Source organism: Tabrizicola aquatica, from assembly GCF_002900975.1.
GTDB classification, from domain to species: domain Bacteria; phylum Pseudomonadota; class Alphaproteobacteria; order Rhodobacterales; family Rhodobacteraceae; genus Tabrizicola; species Tabrizicola aquatica.
Genome location: NZ_PJON01000001.1, coordinates 897,184 through 917,506 on the forward strand (window position 1 = coordinate 897,184; position 20,323 = coordinate 917,506).

Annotated in this window: 15 protein-coding genes and 2 tRNA genes; 6 read left to right on the forward strand and 11 right to left on the reverse strand. The window is 67.4% G+C overall.

The window, feature by feature from the left end; genetic code table 11:
* Positions 1-44: 44 nt before the first annotated feature.
* From CXR42_RS04385 to CXR42_RS04400, 4 genes are all read right to left on the reverse strand, one after another.
* The gene (locus CXR42_RS04385; protein WP_103256258.1) at positions 45-1,046 is read right to left on the reverse strand and encodes a chlorophyllide a reductase iron protein subunit X; all 1,002 of its coding nucleotides are present in this window, start codon (positions 1,044-1,046) and stop codon (positions 45-47) included.
* On the reverse strand, positions 1,043-1,987 hold the full coding sequence (gene bchC / locus CXR42_RS04390) for a chlorophyll synthesis pathway protein BchC (protein WP_103256259.1): 945 nt from the start codon (positions 1,985-1,987) through the stop codon (positions 1,043-1,045). Before bchC ends, CXR42_RS04385 begins: the two co-directional genes overlap by 4 nt.
* A gap of 87 nt (positions 1,988-2,074) precedes the next feature.
* Positions 2,075-3,196: a methyltransferase gene (locus tag CXR42_RS04395; RefSeq protein WP_103256260.1), complete on the reverse strand. Its 1,122-nt coding sequence runs from the start codon at positions 3,194-3,196 to the stop codon at positions 2,075-2,077.
* On the reverse strand, positions 3,193-4,086 hold the full coding sequence (locus CXR42_RS04400; RefSeq protein ID WP_103256261.1) for a polyprenyl synthetase family protein: 894 nt from the start codon (positions 4,084-4,086) through the stop codon (positions 3,193-3,195). Before CXR42_RS04400 ends, CXR42_RS04395 begins: the two co-directional genes overlap by 4 nt.
* 127 nt (positions 4,087-4,213) lie before the next feature.
* Between CXR42_RS04400 and crtD the strand changes: the two genes are divergently transcribed.
* Positions 4,214-5,779 (forward strand): 1-hydroxycarotenoid 3,4-desaturase CrtD, encoded by a 1,566-nt coding sequence (gene crtD, locus CXR42_RS04405; protein ID WP_103256262.1) that lies wholly within the window; start codon positions 4,214-4,216, stop codon positions 5,777-5,779.
* On the forward strand, positions 5,776-6,615 hold the full coding sequence (gene crtC / locus CXR42_RS04410; protein WP_103257020.1) for a carotenoid 1,2-hydratase: 840 nt from the start codon (positions 5,776-5,778) through the stop codon (positions 6,613-6,615). Before crtD ends, crtC begins: the two co-directional genes overlap by 4 nt.
* A 153-nt stretch (positions 6,616-6,768) precedes the next feature.
* Here crtC and CXR42_RS04415 read toward each other — a convergent pair.
* From CXR42_RS04415 to CXR42_RS04425, 3 genes are all read right to left on the reverse strand, one after another.
* A tRNA-Val gene (locus CXR42_RS04415) sits at positions 6,769-6,844 on the reverse strand.
* A gap of 224 nt (positions 6,845-7,068) precedes the next feature.
* Positions 7,069-7,143 (reverse strand) — tRNA-Val (locus CXR42_RS04420).
* A gap of 13 nt (positions 7,144-7,156) precedes the next feature.
* Complete coding sequence (locus CXR42_RS04425) at positions 7,157-7,588, reverse strand: HU family DNA-binding protein (RefSeq protein ID WP_103256263.1); 432 nt, start codon at positions 7,586-7,588, stop codon at positions 7,157-7,159.
* A 155-nt stretch (positions 7,589-7,743) separates the two neighbouring features.
* Here CXR42_RS04425 and CXR42_RS19705 point away from each other — a divergent pair, with 155 nt between their 5' ends.
* Positions 7,744-8,178: a tail fiber domain-containing protein gene (locus tag CXR42_RS19705; RefSeq protein WP_245875334.1), complete on the forward strand. Its 435-nt coding sequence runs from the start codon at positions 7,744-7,746 to the stop codon at positions 8,176-8,178.
* A 39-nt stretch (positions 8,179-8,217) separates the two neighbouring features.
* Here the strand turns inward: CXR42_RS19705 and lon are convergent, their stop codons facing one another.
* The 3 genes from lon to tgt all read right to left on the reverse strand — a co-directional run bounded on the left by lon (position 8,218) and on the right by tgt (position 13,232).
* Positions 8,218-10,623 (reverse strand): endopeptidase La, encoded by a 2,406-nt coding sequence (gene lon, locus CXR42_RS04435; protein WP_103256264.1) that lies wholly within the window; start codon positions 10,621-10,623, stop codon positions 8,218-8,220.
* Between the two features lie 215 nt (positions 10,624-10,838).
* Complete coding sequence (locus CXR42_RS04440; RefSeq protein WP_103256265.1) at positions 10,839-11,939, reverse strand: Hint domain-containing protein; 1,101 nt, start codon at positions 11,937-11,939, stop codon at positions 10,839-10,841.
* Between the two features lie 159 nt (positions 11,940-12,098).
* A complete protein-coding gene (tgt, locus tag CXR42_RS04445; protein ID WP_103256266.1) occupies positions 12,099-13,232 on the reverse strand; it encodes a tRNA guanosine(34) transglycosylase Tgt in 1,134 nt (377 codons plus the stop codon).
* 155 nt (positions 13,233-13,387) lie between these two features.
* Here tgt and CXR42_RS04450 point away from each other — a divergent pair, with 155 nt between their 5' ends.
* Genes CXR42_RS04450 through CXR42_RS04460 form a run of 3 tightly spaced genes read left to right on the forward strand, consistent with a single transcriptional unit; the run spans position 13,388 to position 18,556 of the window.
* Positions 13,388-14,011: a TetR/AcrR family transcriptional regulator gene (locus tag CXR42_RS04450; RefSeq protein ID WP_103256267.1), complete on the forward strand. Its 624-nt coding sequence runs from the start codon at positions 13,388-13,390 to the stop codon at positions 14,009-14,011.
* Positions 14,012-14,022: 11 nt separating this feature from the next.
* On the forward strand, positions 14,023-15,219 hold the full coding sequence (locus CXR42_RS04455) for an efflux RND transporter periplasmic adaptor subunit (RefSeq protein ID WP_103256268.1): 1,197 nt from the start codon (positions 14,023-14,025) through the stop codon (positions 15,217-15,219).
* A 10-nt stretch (positions 15,220-15,229) separates the two neighbouring features.
* Entirely contained in the window at positions 15,230-18,556 is a 3,327-nt protein-coding gene (locus tag CXR42_RS04460) for an efflux RND transporter permease subunit (RefSeq protein ID WP_103256269.1), read from the forward strand.
* 59 nt (positions 18,557-18,615) lie between these two features.
* Here the strand turns inward: CXR42_RS04460 and CXR42_RS04465 are convergent, their stop codons facing one another.
* Positions 18,616-20,313: a hydantoinase B/oxoprolinase family protein gene (locus CXR42_RS04465; protein WP_103256270.1), complete on the reverse strand. Its 1,698-nt coding sequence runs from the start codon at positions 20,311-20,313 to the stop codon at positions 18,616-18,618.
* Positions 20,314-20,323 lie beyond the last annotated feature (10 nt).

A 20,323-nucleotide genomic window follows, 5' to 3' on the forward strand; every position in this document is an offset into this window, starting at 1 on the left:
CAAGAACGGCCAGGGCGCGGTCGAAGTCGTGCAGGCGATCCAGGTCAAGCATTGTCGTAGACCACTTCCAGAGAGGGCTTCACGGCCGCGTTCTTGCCGCGCATGTCCGCGTCCGAGGCCGGCGTCAGGACGAAATCCGCGCCCGTCGTCTCGGCGCTGAACAGGCTTAGCAGGCCGTCCTGCGACAGGGGTTTCGGGCGCACCGGGGGGGCAATTGCCACCGCCTCGCCAAGGCTGGCGAAAAGCGGGCCCCACTCGCTGTCATAGCTGCCAACGATCTGATAATTCGCCGATTTCTTGCGCAGATCGTCGTTCTGGGGGATCGCGGCAAGGACCGGAATTCCCGCCACCTCGGCAAAGGCCGCAGCCTCGCCGGTGCCGTCGTCCTTGTTGATCACCAGCCCCGCGATGCCGACATTGCCGCCCAGCTTGCGGAAGTATTCCACCGCCGAGCAGACGTTGTTCGCCACATACAGTGACTGCAGGTCGTTCGAGGCGACCAGGATCACCTTCTGCGCCATGTCGCGGGCGATCGGCAGGCCGAACCCGCCACAGACCACGTCGCCCAGAAAATCCAGCAGCACATAGTCAAAGTCCCAGTCATGGAACCCAAGCTTTTCAAGCAGTTCAAAGCCGTGGATGATCCCGCGCCCACCGCAGCCGCGGCCAACTTCCGGCCCGCCCAGTTCCATCGCGAAGACACCGCCACGCTTGAAGCAGACGTCACCGATCTTGACCTCTTCCCCGGCCAGCTTCTTGCGGGTCGAGGTTTCGATGATCGTCGGGCAGGCCTTGCCGCCGAAGAGAAGCGAGGTCGTGTCGGATTTCGGGTCGCAGCCGATCAGCAGCACGCGCTTGCCCATCTCGGCCATCATGTGGCTCAGGTTGGCCAGCGTGAAGGATTTGCCGATCCCGCCCTTGCCGTAGATCGCGATGATCTGTGTCTTTTTCGACGGCGGGTCCTGCGGGATCTCCAGCGTCGGCTCTTCATGCGCCTCGTCGCGGAGGCGGGTCGCGAAGTCCTTCAGATTCGGAACGTCGTTCATGCCTGACCTTTCCAGTCGAGGATCATTTTCAGACAGCCCGCATCGGTGAAGGCCGTCTCATAGGCCGCGCCAGCCTCGGCCGCGGGGCGGGTGTGGGTAATCAGGCCGGCCAGTGACAGCGCGCCACTTTCGATCAGCGCGCGGGTGGCGGTCAGGTCGTCCGGCTGCCATTCGCTGGCGATGCGGAGGCGTGCTTCCTTCATGAAGGCGGGCGGGAAGGCGAAGGCGACAGGCTCGGTATAAAAGCCGGCCAGAACGATCTCGCCGCCCTTGGCCAGGCGCATGATCAGCTGGTCGAGCAGGCCCTTGGCGCCGGATGCATCATAAATCGCGCGATAGTCGCGGCGCGGATCATCCTCGGGGGCGATCACGCTGTATCCCTCGGCGCCGTCGCGACGCGTGGGGTCAATCTCCCAGACTGTCGGGGGCTTGCCGCCCGCAGCGACGGTCAGGCGGGCCAGAAGGCGGCCCAGGGTGCCGTGGCCGACGATCAGGTCTGGCAACGCGGTATTGAATCCAGCCAGCGCATGACGGGCGGTTGCGGCCAGCGCCAGAAGCGCACCCTCGGCCGCCATGCCGGCGTCGATCCGCGCCACCCGTGCAGCCTTGGTCACCAGATGGCGTGAGGCCCCGCCGAAAAGGCCGCGAACATTGCCGGCAAAGCAGTTTGCGCCGGGGACAAAAACGGTCTCGCCGACGCGGAAGCCGCTGTCCGGCCCCGCCTCGACCACTTCGCCCGCGGCCTCATAGCCGGGGACCAGCGGATAGCCCATGCCCGGAAAGGGTGGCATCGTGCCAGACCAGAACAGCTTTTCGGTGCCGGTGGAAATGCCCGAGTGATCGACGCGGACCACCAGGTCCTCGGCCCCCGGGGCGATCAGGTCCAGGGCCTCAAGCCCCAGGTTCCGCGCCCCATGAAGGATAACCGCCGTCGTCTGCACGTCTTATCCCCCTGGGAGTACCGCTACGACCGCCTGGCCGCTCGTCGCCCTTGATGTAAGTTTAAGCTTACAATCGGTGGTGTCAATTTAATTAGACACTTTTCCGTGCGGAATCTCGTCCCGGCGCCCGACAAGCACCGAAGTGACGAAGGGGCGCAGGGTTTTCGCCCCGGAATTGACCCGGAATCCGGCCGTCTGCATCAGCGCCACGATCTCGGTGGCCGATCGGGTGCGGCCGGTCTGCATCGCCAGGGTGTAAACTGCAAAGTACACATCCGTCGCAGGATCGGGCTGCGTCCCGCCGGACATGGGTTCCGAGACGATCAGCCGACCGCCAGGTGGCAGGGCAGCGTGACAGGCGGAAAGCAGTCCCGCAACCGTCGCGTCAGCGTGGTCATACAGCACCCGGACCAGGCTGATCGCATCGGCGCCCCGGGGCAGCGGGTCCTGGCGAAAGCTGCCGGGCACCACCGCGACCTGCGGCGGCACACGGGCACCGGCGACCACCACGGGCAGATCGAACAGCGTCAGGCGCAGCGCGGGATGGGCCATGGCAACGGCCGAGAGGAAGGCCCCGGTCCCGCCACCCACGTCGATCAGATGGCTGACGCCGCGCAAGGACACCAGGCGCAAGGTATCCTCGGCCACCAGGGCCTGGCTTTCGGCCATCAGACGCGAATAGCGCGCGGCCGTAGCCGCATCGCCGCCGCCAAAGACATAGGGCCAGAACCCCGCCAGTTCCGGCTGGGTTTCGCCCCGGAAAAACGCAACCGGATCAACCAGATCGCGGTAAAGCACCGGATGGTGGCGCACCATCCCCTCCAGCCCCGGCACCGCCAGGAAGGCCGCGCCGCGCGTGGTCAACTGCCATTGGCCGCGCCGCTGCTTCATCAGCCTCAGCCCGGCCCCGGCCTGCGCCAGGATCTGCATCCGGTCCCCCGGCACCCCGGCCATCCGCGCCAGCGTGGCGGTATCCGCCGCCCCTTCGGCCAGCCTGTGCAGCACCCGCAACTCGACCAGCGCCAGCAGCGCCTGCGAGCGGACAAAGCCCGAGACGACCTCGAACAGCGCCGCCCCCTCGGCCTGCGCGATCTGGCGCAGACCCGGCACCCGCGCGCACAGCCGGTGGAACCAGCCCTGCCCCGCCAGCCGCGCGGCCCAGCCGGGGCCTGTGCCCACGGGCGCGCCCGGCATGTCCGTCTCGGTCATTTCGCGGCCGCGACCTGCGCGGCCAGGTCTACCGGCGTGAGACGCTCGGCATAGGCGCGGACCAGGCGGGCCAACTGCGCCTCGCCCGGACAGGCCGGGATCGAGGCGATGGCCCCGCCCAGGATATCCTTCAGATGCCGGACCGCGCCCGCGACGCCCATCACGGCCACCGCATTCGGGCGTCCGTTCACAGCGTCCTGCCCGGCAGGCTTGCCCGTCACTTCGGCCGGCAACAGCGCGTCCTTCAGGTCATCCGCGACCTGGAACGCCTCGCCAATCCGGGCGCCAAGTTCTTCCCAAGGCTCCGGCTCTTGACCCGCCGCCACGGCACCCATTTGCGTTGCCGCGATGAACAATGCACCCGTTTTGGCACGATGATAGGCGCGCAGGTTGACAACCGGCTCGCTTTCCCAGCCCTGCCCGGCGCAGATCCCGCCCGGCATCCCGCCCCGCTGCGCCAGGATTCGGACCTGGCGCATGGCCCGGTCCGGCGCTTCGGCAGCGTTGCGGGCCAGCATCTCGAAGGCCAGCAGGATCAGACTGTCCCCCGCCAGGATCGCCACCGGCTCGCCAAAGGCGCGGTGGACCGAAGGCCGCCCGCGCCGGGTGTCGGCATTGTCAAAGGCGGGCAGGTCGTCATGGACCAGGCTTGCGCAATGGATCAACTCCAGCGCGGCGGCCGAGGCACTGGCAAGCCCCGGGCGGTCATCGCCACAGGCCATTGCCACCGACAAAAGAATCGTCGGCCGGATCCGCGCGCCGCCCGACATCACTGCCAGATCCAGCGCCGAGGACAGCCGCAACGGCACCTGGTCGACGGGCAGATGCAAGCCCTGCCCTACCTGCATCGCCTCGGTCAGCGCAGCCTCGATTCGGGTGGAAAGCTCCATCTCATACCTCGCGGGATCGGTCCGACCCGGGGGCAGTCTGGCACCGGCAACGCAAAGTGTAAACTGAAACTTACATATAGCTGACGATCCAGGTTGACATATCCCCCGCCAAGGCCAGACTGGCCCGATGCAGATGGACAGCGCAGAGGTGGTGGTGATCGGGGCCGGGATGGGTGGCCTTGCGGCAGCGATTCAGCTGGCGGCCGGCGGCGCGCGCGTCACCGTGGTCGAGGCGCAGGCCTATCCCGGCGGCAAGATGCGGGCCCTTGCCTCGGCGGCCGGGCCGGTCGATGCCGGCCCGACGGTGCTGACCCTGCGCGCGGTGTTCGATGACCTTTTTGCCCTTGCTGGCGAAAGGCTTGACGACCACCTGACCCTTCTGCCGCAACCCATCCTTGCCCGGCACTGGTGGCCCGATGGCAGCCGGCTGGACCTGACCGGGACGCGCGAAACCGATGCCCACGCCATCGCCGATTTCGCCTCACCGGCCGAGGCGCGGGCCTTTCGCCGCTTCGACGCCTTGGCCCAGGGCCTTTATGACGCTTTCGACGCCCCGGTCATGCGCGCGCCGCAGCCACAATTCCTGCCCATCCTGCGCGCCGTGGCCGGGCGCCCGGCATTGTGGCCGGCGCTGCTGCCGGGCCGCACGCTTGCTGGCCTTCTCCGCCATCAGTTCCGCGACCCGCGCCTGGTCCAGCTCTTCGCGCGCTATGCGACCTATGTCGGGGGGCGGCCCGACCACTCGCCAGCGGTGCTGGCGCTGATCTGGCGGGCCGAGGCGGCGGGCGTCTGGGCCGTACAGGGCGGGATGCACCGCCTGGCCGAGGCGCTGGCCGCACTGGCCGGGCGGCTGGGGGTGCGGCTGCGCTATGGCGCGCGGGCGCGGCGGATCGTCCGGCAGGGCGGCCGGGTCAGCGGCGTGCAACTGGACAGCGGCGAGACCCTGCCCTGCGCCGCCTGCATCCACGCCGGCGACCCCGCTGCCCTGACCGGCGGCCTGATGGGCGAGGGGCTGGAGTCAGCACTCCCCGCCACCGCCACGACCCCGCGCAGCCTGTCGGCCTGGGTCTGGTCCTTCGCCGCCACCCCGCAGGGACCGCTGGCCGCCGACCTGATCCACCACAACGTCTTTTTCCCCCAGGACACCGCGCAGGAATTCGGCCCGATCGGTGCCGGGAACATGCCCGAGACGCCGACGCTTTACCTCTGCGCCGAGGACCGCGCCGGGGGCGTGCCGCCGACGGGGCCCGAGCGGTTCGAGATCATCGTCAACGCGCCTGCGGGCCGTGCCGACCAGCCAGAGGACTTTGCCCGATGCATGACGCGCACCTTCCAGACCCTGCGCCGGATGGGGCTGAGTTTCAGCCCCGAACCGGATCGCGCGGGCCTGACCACGCCGGCGATGCTGGAGCGGCTGTTTCCGGGCTCGGGCGGGGCGATCTACGGCCGCAGCCCGGAGGGGAGCTTCGCAGCCTTCGCCCGGCCCCCGGCCAGGACCAGGATGCCGGGGCTGTACCTGGCGGGCGGGGGGGCGCATCCGGGGGCTGGGGTGCCGATGGCGGCGCTCTCCGGCCAGCACGCGGCCCAGGCGGTGGTCGCGGACCTGACTTCTCGATCCGGGTGGACCCGGACGGCTATGCCTGGTGGTACCTCGACGCGGTCGCCGACGACGGGGTCCGCGCGCTTTCGGTGATCGGGTTCATCGGCTCGGTCTTCTCGCCCTGGTATGCCTGGTCGGGGCGGAAAGAGCCGCAGAACCACGTCTGCCTGAACGTCGCCACCTACGGGCCGGGGGGCAGGTTCACGATGACCGACCGGGGCCGGGGCGCGCTGCGGCAGGCGCCGGACCGGCTGCAGATCGGGCCGTCCTCGATGACCTGGACCGGCCGCGAGCTGGTGGTGGAGATCGACGAGATCTCGGGCCCGCCGATCATCAGCCGGGTGCAGGGAACGATCACCCTGACCCCCGCCGCGCTGACCGGGGTCGAGGCGCGGCTGACCCCGGACGGAACCCACAGCTGGCGCCCCTTCGCCCCCATCGCGCGGGTCAAGGTCGACCTCTCGCAGGGTCACCGCTGGGAGGGGCACGGCTATTGGGACGCGAATTTCGGCACCGCCGCGGTGGAGCGGGACTTCCGGTTCTGGACCTGGGGGCGCTTTCCGCTGGCCGACCGGACCGTCTGCTTCTACGACGCCACCCGCGCCGACGGGTCGGTCCTGGCCCTGGGGGTCGAGGTTGACCGGCAGGGCGAGGTCCGCGAAATCGACCCGCCCCCCCTCACCCGATTTCCGCGCAGCCGCTGGGGGGTCCGGCGCGAGACGCGGGGGGATCCGGGCTGCCAGCCGAGGCAGAAGATGAGCCTCCTGGACGCCCCCTTCTATTCCCGCGCCCTGGTCGAGACCCGGATCGGCGGCGAGACCAGCCTGGGGGTCCACGAGGCGCTGGATCTGACCCGCTATGCCCGGCCCTGGCTGAAACCGATGATCGCCTTCCGGGTGCCGCGGCGGGCGGGGTGGAGTTTCGGCTGACTGTCCACGGTGGACATTTCGGAAGAGTGTAATGTTGCCAATGCCTTGGCGAAAGCTGTTTACCCTTTCTTAACCCGTCCCCGTCGCCGCGTCGGAAGAACGGGCCCGCGAAGGCACGGTTTGGGCGGGCCGCAAGACATGGGTGCGGGGGACTGGTGGGCGGTGAGGGACTCGAACCCCCGACATTCTCGGTGTAAACGAGACGCTCTACCAACTGAGCTAACCGCCCCTGCCCGACCCCTAACCTGTTCCGGGCGGGCAATGCAAGAGCGGGCATCGCAGGACATGGGCAGGGACTTGAACATCTGGTCGCTGCGCCGCGGAGGTGCGTCCAGGTGGGGCCAAATTCCTTCGAAGGAATTTGCAAAAGTCTTTCAAGACTTTTGGTCCAGGTGACCAAGGCAGCGCCAAAAGCACGAAAGCGCGCCACGAGGGGCGCGCTTTCGGCTATGATGGTGGGCGATAACGGATTTGAACCGCTGACATCTTCGATGTGAACGAAGCGCTCTACCGCTGAGCTAATCGCCCGATGCGGAGGCTTTTAGTCGTCCTCTCCGTCGTCTGCAAGGGCCAATCCGGCGGCCTTTGCACTATCGCCCAGCCGCAGCTTGAGGGTCAGCGCCGGGCCCTTGTTCTTGACCACCCGCAGCTTGCCCAGCGGCGGCAGCGCCAGCGACCGGCCCGCCGCCAGCGCCTCGCCCAGGGCAAGGAGCGTCGCCTCGACTGCGGCCTTGACCTCGGGCTTCTTGCCGCCGGTGGTGCCGGCGACACGGTCGATCAGCTCTTTCAGCTTGAGGATCTCGGTGGCGGCCGGCGTCGCGACCGGGGCCTTGGGGGCCGGCTTTTCGACCACTTTCAGCGCCGGTTTCGCGGCCTTCACAGGTTTCGCCTTGGCGGCCTTGGCCTTTGCCGGGGCAGCCGTGTCGGGGGTGGTTGCGGTCGGAGCGTCGGGGGATTTCGGAGTGCGTGCCATGCTGCTTTCCAAGGTGATTTGGCGCGACCTTAGTCGGGGTTCCTGCGCGGAACCAGACGATTTCGACCGTTGGCGTCGGTTTCCACCTCGCCCGGTGTGCGGAGGGCGGTATCCTGTTTCTCGTGCTGCAACTGGCGGCAGAAAGGGAACCAAGGATGCGCAAGATACTGCTTCTGTCCACCGCATTGACGCTGGGCACGCTGGGACCGGCACTGGCCGGGGGGCCGGTGGTGATGGAGGAGGAAACCGAAGTGGTGGCCGAACGGCCGGCCTCGTCCGCTGGGCTGGTGATTCCGCTGCTTCTGCTGGCGGTAGTGGCACTGGCGGCCTCGGGCGGAAACGACGAGCCGACGAAGGAAGAGCCGCTGCCGATCAGCGACCGCCGGTTGAAGCATGACATCCGCCGGGTGGGGACCACCCAGCTGGGCCTGGGGGTCTATCACTACCGCTACAACGGGATGGACGGGCTGTGGGAAGGCGTGATGGCCGACGAGGTGGCCGTGCTGCACCCCGGGGCGATCCGGCCGATGCTGGGCTATCGGACGGTGGATTACCGCAAACTGGGGCTGGAGTTAAAGCGGGTCGCCTGACCGAAAAACGGCGCGCCCGGTGGGGCGCGCCGTCCTGTCTTAGTGCGCGGTCTGCGCCGGCTGCTGGGCCTGGGCGGCCCTGGCGGCGGCGGCGGCCTCTTCCGCCGCTTCGTCCCATTCCACCGGTTCCGGCTGGCGCACCAGCGCCTGGGCCAGAACTTCGCGGACATGGGTCACGGGGATGATCTGCAACCCTTCCTTCACGTTCGCCGGAATTTCCGCCAGGTCCTTGGCGTTCTCTTCCGGGATGAAGACGGTCTTGATCCCCCCGCGCAGGGCGGCGAGCAGCTTCTCTTTCAGCCCGCCGATCGGCATGGCATTGCCGCGCAAGCTGACCTCGCCGGTCATGGCGATGTCCTTCTTGACCGGGATGCCGGTCAGGACCGAGACGATCGAGGTGACCATCGCCAGGCCGGCCGAAGGGCCGTCCTTGGGCGTCGCGCCGTCCGGGACGTGGACGTGGATGTCCATCGTCTCGAACTTGGGCGGCTTCACCCCGATCTTCGGGCTGATCGAGCGGACATAGGACGCCGCCGCGTCGATCGATTCCTTCATCACGTCGCCCAGTTTCCCGGTCGTCTTCATCCGGCCCTTGCCCGGCAGCTTCAGCGCCTCGATCTGCAGAAGATCGCCGCCGACGCTGGTCCAGGCCAGACCCGTCACCACGCCGACCTGATCTTCCTTCTCGGCCAGGCCATAGCGGTGGCGCTGGACGCCCAGGTATTCCTCGACCTTGGCGGGATCGACTTCGACGCGCTTGGTCTTGCCCTTCAGGATGTCGGTCACGGCCTTCCGGGCCAGCTTGGCGATCTCACGCTCCAGGTTCCGCACGCCCGCCTCGCGGGTGTAGTAGCGGATGACATGGTTCAGCGCGTCGTCGCTGACGCTGAATTCGCCCTTCTTGAGGCCGTTCGCGGCGATCTGCTTGGGCAGAAGGTGGCCCTTCGCAATCTCGCGCTTTTCATCCTCGGTATAACCGGCCAGCGGGATGATCTCCATCCGGTCCATCAAGGGGCCCGGCATGTTGTAAGAGTTCGCCGTGGTGATGAACATCACGTTCGAGAGGTCGTATTCCACCTCGAGGTAATGGTCGATGAAGGTGTTGTTCTGTTCGGGGTCCAGCACCTCAAGCAGCGCGGAGGCCGGGTCGCCGCGGAAGTCCTGGCCCATCTTGTCGATTTCATCCAGAAGGATCAGCGGGTTGGTGGTCTTGGCCTTTTTCAGGGACTGGATGATCTTGCCGGGCATGGAGCCGATATAGGTCCGCCGGTGACCCCGGATTTCGGATTCATCCCGCACGCCGCCAAGGCTGATGCGGATGAACTCACGCCCCGTGGCTTTCGCCACGCTGCGGCCAAGCGAGGTCTTGCCGACACCCGGAGGGCCGACGAGGCAGAGGATCGGGCCTTTCAGCTTGGTCGAGCGGGCCTGCACCGCCAGGTATTCGACGATGCGTTCCTTGACCTTTTCCAGACCGAAGTGGTCGGTATCCAGCACCTTCTGCGCCGCACCCAGATCCTTCTTGACGCGGGACTTCACGCCCCACGGCACGCCCAGAAGCCAGTCGAGGTAGTTGCGCACCACGGTCGCTTCCGCCGACATCGGCGACATCGACTTGAGCTTCTTCAGCTCGGCCTCGGCCTTCTCGCGGGCTTCCTTGGACAGCTCGGTCTTGCGGATCCGCTCTTCCAGTTCGGCGACCTCGTTCTGGCCGTCCTCGCCGTCGCCAAGTTCCTTCTGAATGGCCTTCATCTGCTCGTTCAGATAGTACTCGCGCTGGGTTTTCTCCATCTGGGTTTTCACCCGGGATTTGATCTTTTTCTCCACCTGCAGGACCGAAAGTTCGCCCTGCATGTGGCCATAGACCTTCTCCAGCCGCTCGGCGATGTCGAGGGTTTCCAGGATCGCCTGCTTCTGTGCCACGTCAATGCCCAGGTGGCCGGCGACCAGGTCGGCCAGGCGGGCCGGTTCGCGGGTATCCGAGACGGCGGCAAGCGCCTCTTCGGGGATGTTCTTCTTCACCTTGGCATAGCGGTCGAATTCTTCGCCCACGGCACGAACCAGCGCCTCGACCGAGGTCTGGTCGCCGGGGGTTTCGGGCAGGCGTTCGGCCGTCGCCTCGAAATAGGCGGGATTTTCGACAAAGCCGGTGATCTTGACGCGGGCCTTGCCTTCGACCAGCACTTTCACGGTGCCATCGGGAAGTTTCAACAGTTGCAGCACGTTGGCCAGCACGCCGGTGCGGAAGATGCCGTCGGCATCCGGGTCGTCGGCGGTGGGGTCCTTCTGCGAGGACAGAAGGATCTGCTTGTCGTCCTGCATCACCTCTTCCAGCGCGCGGACCGACTTTTCGCGTCCGACGAACAGGGGCACGATCATGTGCGGAAAGACCACGATGTCGCGCAGCGGCAGGACCGGGTAGCTGGTGGAAAGGGGTTCGGTCATCTTGTGTCCTTCATTCGCGGCAACGCGGCTGGGTCCCGACCATCGGCAACCCGGCCCGCTCCGCCTGTCAGATGTGGTAACGTGTGGTCGCCCGGCGAAAGTTTCAAGTTCTGGTCTGGTTGGGCAGAATGAACCTCTGTGCGCGCCGCCGCAAGGTGCGAATCCGCCGCGCCCCGCGGGGGCGGTGCCAGGCGATCAGCTGGGCCGCGCGGCGGTTAATGAAGCGCGCGGGTCTGCGCGCTGCCCTGCCGGGCAAGGGTCGGGGTGGTCTGGACGAGCGACTCCAGCAGGACACGCGCCTCGAGTGATCTAAGCGTGGGAAGCGCATCGGGGCGGGTCAGAATCGCATCGGCCCCCAACGCATCCAGTGTCGCCATCAGCGCGGTCTGTGCGCCGCCCGCCATCTGTTCGATCATGCGCCGCGCGGGCTGGAAGCTTTCGCTGGGCAGGCCGTTGCTGAGCAGGATTTCATGCTCTTCGAACAAAAGGTGAAAATAGGTCACGCCGGCATCATCCTCGACCACCTGGGCCAGCGTGCCGACGAGATGCTTCGCCACCACAAGGACGCGCGGCTGGCCGAACATCAGTTCGCAGGCCGCGCCGTCGATCACGATCCGGTGCTGCGGCGAGAGGTCAAGGTCGCGGTCGGGCATCCCGCGCCGGATGGCATGGGCCGGGATTCGGATCGGGCGAAGCGCGGGGTCGGCCGCAAGTTGCGCTGCGCTGTAGTGCGAGCAACCGACCCAGACGAGTTGCACGGCACGGCCGTCCTCGGTCAGAACCATGTCGCCGGGGCGCAAGGTCTCGACCGCGCGGGGGCCGGACGGGGTGGCAATCGCGCTTCCGGCGCGAAAGCAGACTGGATCGGGCGGCGGGGTTTCATCCACAGCCAAGAGTGTAAGCGAGCCGCCGCCCCAGCCGTTGGACATAAGCGTGAGGGTGCCCGAACCGTCGGCCACGAAGAAGTATTGCGGGTCGTTCGCGTTCAGTATCCCGTCGCCATTGACGTCGATCTTGATCAGGATGACGGTCTTGCCCTCAAGCGGATCCGGCACCTTCCCCGAAACGGGAAGCGTTCCCACCAGCAGCACCGAGAAGTTCGCCGGGGTGCCATCGTTCAGGATGACCTGCGTGTCGGGATCGAAGTTCGGAAAGCTGTCGGCGTCGCCATCGTCGGGCTCCTGCTCCAGGAACAGGTCGCCCGAGGGGCCGCTGACGAACTGCAGCGAGACCACCTGGCCGGGGTCCAGGTTCAGCGCGTCGTTGGCGGCATTGTTCTTGTCGCGCATCGCATAGAAGATGTCCGAGATCGCCATGCCAGCCCCAATTCTTAACAACTGGTTAATCTGACGGGAGTTGGACGGGATAGGTCAAGGCTTGGCAGGGCCATGTCCCATTGAAACACGATTTTTGCATGGGTTTTGTGCGCCCAGGTCACAGAACCACCGGCCTGACGACAGCAAACGGCGCGCGGATCAACCTGTGGTAGGTATATCGCCTTCGGACCGCTGCCGGTGGAAGTCGCCCACGAAGTCCGACAGGGTGCCTGCGGCAATCGAGTCGCGCAGGCCCTGCATCAAGACCTGATAGTAGTGCAGGTTGTGCCAGGTCATCAGCATCGAACCGATGATCTCGTCCGCCTTCACCACATGGTGCAGATAGGCGCGGCTGTAGCCCCGGCAGGCGGGACAGGTGCAGCCCTCTTCCAGCGGGCGGGGGTCGTCCTTGTGGCGGGCATTGCGCAGGTTGACCTGGCCGCGCGCCGTCCAGGCCTGGCCCGTCCGCCCCGAGCGTGAGGGCAGCACGCAGTCCATCATGTCGATCCCGCGCTCTACCGCGCCGACAATGTCGTCGGGCTTGCCGACGCCCATCAGATAGCGCGGCTTGTCCTGCGGCAGGAAGCCCGGCGCGTAATCAAGGACCGAGAACATCGCCTCTTGCCCCTCGCCCACCGCAAGCCCGCCGACGGCATAGCCGTCAAAGCCGATGCCCTTCAGCGCCTCGGCCGATTCCTCGCGCAGATCGCGGGTGACGCCGCCCTGCATGATGCCGAAGAGCGCATGGCCCGGCCGGTCGCCGAAGGCATCGCGCGACCGCTGCGCCCATCGCATCGACAGGCGCATGGACTTGGCCACCTCGGCCTCGGTGGCGGGCAGGGCCGGGCATTCGTCGAAGCACATGACGATGTCAGACCCAAGCAGCTTCTGGATTTCCATGCTGCGTTCGGGGGTCAGCATGTGTTTGGACCCGTCAAGATGCGAGGAGAAGCGGACGCCCTCCTCGGTCAGCTTGCGCAGGGGGCCCAGCGACATGACCTGGAACCCGCCGCTGTCGGTCAGGATCGGGCGGTCCCAGTTCATGAACCGGTGCAGCCCGCCAAGGGCCGCGATCCGCTCGGCCGTGGGGCGCAGCATCAGGTGGTAGGTGTTGCCCAGAAGGATGTCGGCCCCGGTGGCGCGCACGCTTTCCGGGAGCATCGCCTTGACCGTCGCGGCGGTGCCCACCGGCATGAAGGCGGGGGTGCGAATCTCGCCCCGCGGGGTCTTGATGACCCCGGTCCGCGCCGCGCCGTCGGTTGCCGAAACCCTGAAGTCGAACCCGGTCGCCATGCGCTGCCCCCCTTGCCTGCCGCGTCTCTGAGCTAATTCGACGCAAAAGCCAAGCGCCCGCCCCCTGACAAGCCCCACCGCGCATCATTCTGCTTGACCTTTGCGGAAGGCTCTCTATCTGAGTGAATGAACGTTCATTCCCATCATGGTTGCCAATGCCCGCCACGCCCGCCCCTGTCCCTGCCCCTGTCCCTGCCGCCGAAGAGCGCAGCCATGAAATCCTGGCTTCGATCCGGCAGGCTTTCGCCGAAAAGGGGTTTGACGGCGCCTCGATGCAGGATCTGGCCCGCGCGGCCGGGATGAGTGTCGGCAACTTCTACCGCTATTTCCCGTCGAAGATGGCCATCGTCCAGGCGATGTGCGGCTATGACCTGGCCGAGATCCAGGCCGAGTTTGCCGAGATCGAGAAGGCCGAGGAGCCGATGGCCGCGCTGCGCGCCCGGATCCTGGCGCATTTCGACGAAGAGCAGCTGAAGGACGGCCAGCTTTGGGCCGAGATCACCGCTGCTGCGATCCGCAAGCCCGAGATCGGCGAGGCGGCGCGGCAGATGGAAGAGACGATCGTCACGCTGCTGACGACAATTTTCGCCCGTGTCACCGGCCGCCCCGAGGCCGAGGCGCGGGCGCGATACGAAGGCCAGTGTCTGATGCTGGTCATGCTGGTGAAGGCCATGGCGATGCGCACCGCGCAATGCGGCCCCGCCGGCCCCGCGCTTGAAGCCCAGGTCCATGCGGTGATCGACCGCATCCTGGCCGATATTTCCACCGACAAGGCATAAGGCTGAACCCGATGCGCCCGACCACTCCGATCCTGTTCCTTGCCGCCGCCCTTGGGCTGGCCCCCGCCCTGCCCGCCCTGGCCCAGGAGGCCGCCGCCGCGGCGACCGAGGCCCCCGCTGCAGCCCCCTTGCCGGCGATCACCGTCACCGACGTGGTGCCGCAGCCCCTGGCCGAGCGGATCATCGCCTCGGGCCTGGTGGCCGCGGTCGAGGAGGTGCAGGTCGCGCCCTTGATCGAGGGCCAGCCGCTGGAAGAACTGCGCGTCGACATCGGCGATATGGTGACCGAGGGCCAGGTGCTGGCGGTCCTGTCGAAATCGACGCTGGAATTGCAGCGGGCCGAGGCGGTCGCCTCGCTGGCCGCAGCGCAGTCCGGTATCGCCCAGGGCGAGGCGCAGTTGATCGAGGCCGAATCCGCCTCGGCCGAGGCGCAGCGGGTCGCCGAACGCACCGCGAAGCTGCGCGAACAGGGCACCGCGCCCCAGGCGCAGGCGGATACGGCCAATGCCAATGCCACCTCGGCCGCGGCGCGGGTCTCGGTCGCGCGGCAGGGGCTGGAATCGGCGCGGGCGCAATTGGCGCTGGCCGAAGCCCGGCTGGAGAATGTCGAGCTGCAACTGAGCCGGACCGAAGTGAAGGCCCCGGTCGCGGGCGAGATCGTGGCCCGCAACGCCAAGATCGGCGCGATTGCCACGGGGGCCGGGCAACCGATGTTCGTCATCGTGCGCGACGCCGCCCTGGAACTGCGCGCCGATGTGGCCGAGGCGGATATCCTGCGCCTTGCCCCCGGCCAGAAGGCGCAGCTGCGCGGCGTCGGCATGACCGAACCCCTCGCCGGCACGGTGCGTCTGGTGGAGCCGACCATCGACGCGACCAGCCGCCTGGGCCGGGCCCGGATCGCGGTGGACGGCGCGCAAGGCGGCCTGCGCCCCGGCATGTTCGTCGAGGCCGAGATCCTGGTGGCCGAGCGCGAGGGGCTGGCGGTGCCGGTCACGGCGCTTGGCTCTTCGCCCGAGGGGGCGACGGTGATGCGGGTCACGGACGGCGTGGTCGAGCGGGTGCTGGTCACGACCGGCATCCGCGACAACGGGCTGGTCGAGGTGACGTCGGGGCTGAACCCGGGTGACCAGGTGGTGACGAAGGCCGGTGCCTTTGTCCGCGCAGGCGACCGGATCAATCCGGTCCCCGCCATCGGCAACACGAACTGAGGGTCGCGCGATGAACTTCTCTGCCTGGTCGATCCGCAATCCGGTTGCCCCGCTTCTGGCCTTCTTCCTGCTGATGGTGCTGGGCTGGCAAAGCTTCAACAGCCTGCCGATCACCCGCTTTCCCAATATCGACGTGCCCCTTGTGGCGGTCAGCGTCGCCCAGTCGGGCGCCGCGCCGGCCGAGATGGAAACCCAGATCACCAAAGAGATCGAGGATGCCGTTGCCGGTCTGACCGGGGCCAAGCGCGTTACTTCGACCGTGACCGACGGGCTGTCGACCACGGTCGTGGAATTCCGCATGGAAATCCCCACCGACAAGGCGGTGCAGGATGTGAAGGACGCCGTCGACCAGATCCGCGGCGACCTGCCGGGCGGGATCGAGGCCCCCATCGTCAGCCGCATCGACGTGGAAGGCCAGGCGATCATGACCTTCACGGTCACCGCTCCGAACCGCACGATGGAGGAGTTGAGCTGGTTCGTCGACGACACCGTGACCCGTGCCTTGCAGGGCCGGCCCGGCATCGGCCGCGTCACCCGCATTGGCGGGGCCGACCGCGAGATCCGGGTGGAACTCGACCCGGTGCGGATGGACAGCTATGGCGTGACGGCCCAGGCCGTCAGCGCGCAGATCGCGGCGACGAATACCAACCTGGGTGCCGGCAAGGTGAACCTGGGCGAAGGCGAGCAGGTGATCCGCACGCTGGGCGACAGCGGCACGGTGGACAGCCTGGCGCAGACGACCATCGCGCTGCCCTCGGGCCGGTTCGTGAAGCTGACCGACCTGGGTCGGGTGGTGGACAGCTATGAAGAGCTGAAAAGCTTTGCCCGCTTCGACGGCGAAGCGACGGTGGCCTTCCTGGTCTTCCGCTCCAAGGGCGCGTCCGAGGTCAGCGTGGCCGAAACGACGAACACGGTTGTCGACCAGTTGCGGGCCGAGAACCCGGATGTGACCATCAGCATGGTCGATGACTCGGTGTTCTACACCTACGGTAACTATGAGGCGGCGATCCACACGCTGCTGGAAGGCGCGCTGCTGGCGGTCCTTGTGGTGCTGGCCTTCCTGCGCAACTGGCGCGCGACGCTGATCGCGGCGGTGGCGCTGCCGCTGTCGGCCGTGCCGACCTTCTGGCTGATGGACATGCTGGGCTTTTCGCTGAACCTGGTCAGCTTCCTGGCGCTGACGCTGGCAACCGGCATCCTGGTCGACGACGCCATCGTGGAAATCGAAAACATCGCCCGGCACATCCGCATGGGCAAGACCCCGTTCCGCGCGGCCATCGAGGCGGCGGACGAGATCGGCCTGGCCGTGATCGCGACCACCTTCACCATCGTCGCGGTCTTTGTGCCGGTCAGCTTCATGCCCGGGATTCCCGGCCAGTATTTCCGGCAGTTCGGCCTGACGGTGGCGATTGCGGTCCTGTTCTCGCTTCTGGTCGCGCGACTGATCACGCCGATGATGGCGGCCTATCTGATGCGCACCAAGGACGCGGTCGGCCATGACGAAGGCCACGGCGACGGCCTGATCATGCGCGGCTACCTGCGGATGGTGCATGCCACGACCAAGGTCCGGCGGTCCTCCACGCGGCCCTGGCTGGCGTTGCCGACCTATTACGTCACCCTGGTCGTGGCGATTGGTGTGGTGATCTTGTCGGTAATTGCCATGCTGCAGGTGCCGGGCAGCCTGTTCCCGCCCGAGGATGAAAGCCGGATCGTGGTTTCGGTCGAACTGCCGCCGGGGTCCACCCTTGACGACACGGCCGCCACCACCGACCGGATGCGCGACGCCGTGCTGGAGATCGAAGGCGTGAAATCGGTGCTGGTGATCGGCGGCTCGACCCCCCTGGGCGACCGCGACATCCGGCGGGCGACCTTCACCATCATCCTGGACCGGCTGGACAACGGGCTGGGGCGCAAGCTGTCGGACCTGGCACAGCGGATTCCGCTGGTCGGGCCGATCCTGCCCGAGGCGCCGTTGCAGGGCCGCATCCGCCCGCAGGCCGAGATCGAGACCGAGGTGTTCAACGCGCTGCGGGAGGTGCCGGACCTGCGGGCCTACAAGGCGGCGGCGATGGGTGGGGGCGCGCGGCCCTTCAGCTTTGACATCCTCTCGGATGACGAGCAGGACCTGGACGAGGCGATCCGCAAGATCGACGAGGCGCTGCGGCTGGAACCAATGTTCCTGAACGCCTCGACCGAGGCGTCGCTGCCCCGGCCGGAAATCCAGATCACCCCCAAGGCGGATGAGGCCGCCCGGCTGGGCGTCACCGTGCAGCAGATCGCCTCCGTGGTGCGGGTGGCGACCATCGGCGACATCTCGGCCGCGCTTGGCAAGCTGTCGATCGACAACCGGCAAGTCCCGATCCGGGTGCAGCTGGACGAAGCCAGCCGCGACAACCTGGCCCGGATCTCGGCGCTGAAACTGATGACGGCGGTGGGCCCGGTACCCCTGTCAGCGGTGGCGACGGTCGAGGTGGCCGAGGGCCCTTCGGTCGTCAAGCGGCTGAACCGGCTGCGGGTGGCGACGGTGGGGGCAGATATCGCGCCGGGCTTCGTGCTGGACCAGGCCACCGCCCGGTTCCAGGAGCTGCTGCCGACGCTGAACTTGCCGGCATCGGTGCAAGTCTCGCCCTCGGGCGATGCCGAGGTGCAGGCGGAACTGGTCGGCAGCTTCGTCAATGCGATGGTCTTGGGCGTCCTTCTGATGATGTTCGTGCTGATCCTGCTGTTCCATTCGGTGGTGCAGCCGGTGACGATCATCTTCTCGCTCTTGCTGTCCGTGGGTGGCGTGGCGGCGGCGCTGATCCTGACGCAAAATCCGCTGTCCATGCCGGTGCTGATCGGCATCCTGATGCTGATGGGGATCGTGGCGAAGAACGCGATCCTGCTGATCGACTTCGCCATCGAGATGCGGGTGCGCGGCATGAACCGCATCGAGGCGGTGATCGAGGCCGGGCACAAGCGGGCGCGGCCGATCGTGATGACCTCGATCGCGATGTCGGCGGGGATGCTGCCCTCGGCGCTGGGGGTGGGCGAAGGCGGGGCCTTCCGCGCGCCGATGGCGATCGCGGTGATGGGCGGGATCATCGTCTCGACCGTGTTGAGCCTGGTCGTCGTGCCGTCGATGTATCTGGTGATGGACGATCTGTCGCGGCTCTTCTCCTGGGTCCTGGGCCGCTTCATCGGCCGCAAGGAAGTCGAGCCGGAAAGCCCCGAGGCGCATGTGCTGGCCGAGCGGATCGAGCAGGGCCGCGAGGAGTTGGCGCTGGTGCAGGGCCGGCTGATGGCGCTGGAGGCCAAGCTGACCGGCGGCCAGGCGCGGCCGCACGCGGCAGAATAGGGCGGGACGGTCGGGCCGGGGCCAAATTCCTTAAGTAAGGAATTTGTCAAAATCCTTGCTTAAGGATTTTGGGTCCCGGTCGCGCCCTTCGGCCATAGGCGCGCCGCCTCCTCTGCCGTATAGCGACCAAGGCGCACATCTTCGGCCACCAGCGCGGGGTCGCGGGCAGCGGGCGGGCCATAGCCCCCGCCGCCCGGCGTGCGGACGCGGACCCGGTCGCCCGGTTCCAGAGCGATGTCCTGGGCCTTGGACAGATGTTCCGGCACCAGCGTCACCCCGCCCCGGATCACCTCGACCCGGTTCAGCGCGCCATCCTGGCCGCCAAGGGCGCCTTGCGGCCCGGTGCGGCCGTGGTCCATGACGAAACTGGCCCGGGCCTGACCACGCAGCAGTTCGATCTCGTAATCCAGCCCGAAGCCGCCGCGGTGCTGCCCTGCCCCGCCCGAGCCTTCGTGCAGCGCGTAGCGACGGAAGAGGACGGGATAGGTCTGCTCCATGATCTCGACCGGGGGGGCCTTGGAAATGCCGATGGTAGAGCAGCCGTTGGCGATGCCGTCGCCGCCGGCAAAGCCGCCATAGCCGCCGCCGGAAATCTGGTACATCACATAGTCGCGCCCCTTTTCGGGGTCATGCCCGCCCAGCCCGAAGTTGCCGCTGGTGCCTGCGGGCGCGGCAGTCACCCGGTCCGGGATCGCCTGGACCAGTGCGGCAAACACCGCCTCGGCAATCCGCTGGCTGACCTCGGCCGCGCAGCCCGAAACGGGGCGCGGGTATTGCGCGTCAAGGAAGGTGCCTGCGATGCCGGTCACGGTCAGCGGCTCGAACGCGCCGGCGCTGATCGGGACGTCAGGGAAGATGTGGCGCATCGCAAGGTAGACCGCCGACAGCGTCGTCGCGCGGACCGAGTTCATCGGGCCCATGCAGGGCGGCGAGGAGCCGGCGAAGTCGAAGGTCAGGCCGTCGCCCTTTGTCACGGTCAGGGCAATGGTCAGGGGCTGGTTCACCACGCCGTCGCTGTCGATGCTGGCCGTGGCGCGATAGGTGCCGTCGGGGATCAGGTCGATCATCGCGCGCATCTGTTTCGCTGCAAGCTGGCGCATCTGCGCAATCGCCTCGGTCACGGTGGCGTCGCCATAGCGGTCCAGAAGCGCCCCCAGCCGGTCCGCCCCGACCAGCAGGGCCGAGGCCTGGGCCTTCACATCCCCGATCCGCTGTTCCGACACCCGGATGTTCGAGCAGATGATCTGGTAGATTTCCTGGTCCAGAACCCCCGCCTTGAACAGCTTGACCGGCGGGATGCGCAGCCCTTCCTGTTCTGCGCTGATCGCGCTGGCCGAAAAGCCGCCGGGCACCGCGCCGCCGGTGTCGGGCCAATGGCCGGTGTTGGAGAGCCAGCAGAAGATCGCGCCATTCCGCCAGACCGGCATGGCAAAGCGCACATCCATCAGATGCGTGCCGCCCAGGTAGGGGTCGTTGACGATGTAGATGTCGCCGGGCGCGGGCGCGGCGGTAATGCCTTCCGCAATGCGTTCCAGGATCGTGCGGGTCGAGAACTGCATGACGCCGACAAAGACCGGCAGACCTTTCGATCCTTGCGCGATCAGGCTGCCGTCGGCGGCCGAATAGATCCCATCGGATCGGTCGTCGGCCTCGGCGATCACCGGGCTGAAGGCGGCACGCGAGAAGGTCAGGTCCATCTCGTCGCAGACCTGCTGCAAGCCGGCCTGGATGACGGCAAGGGTGACGGGGTCGATCATGCTGCCTCTC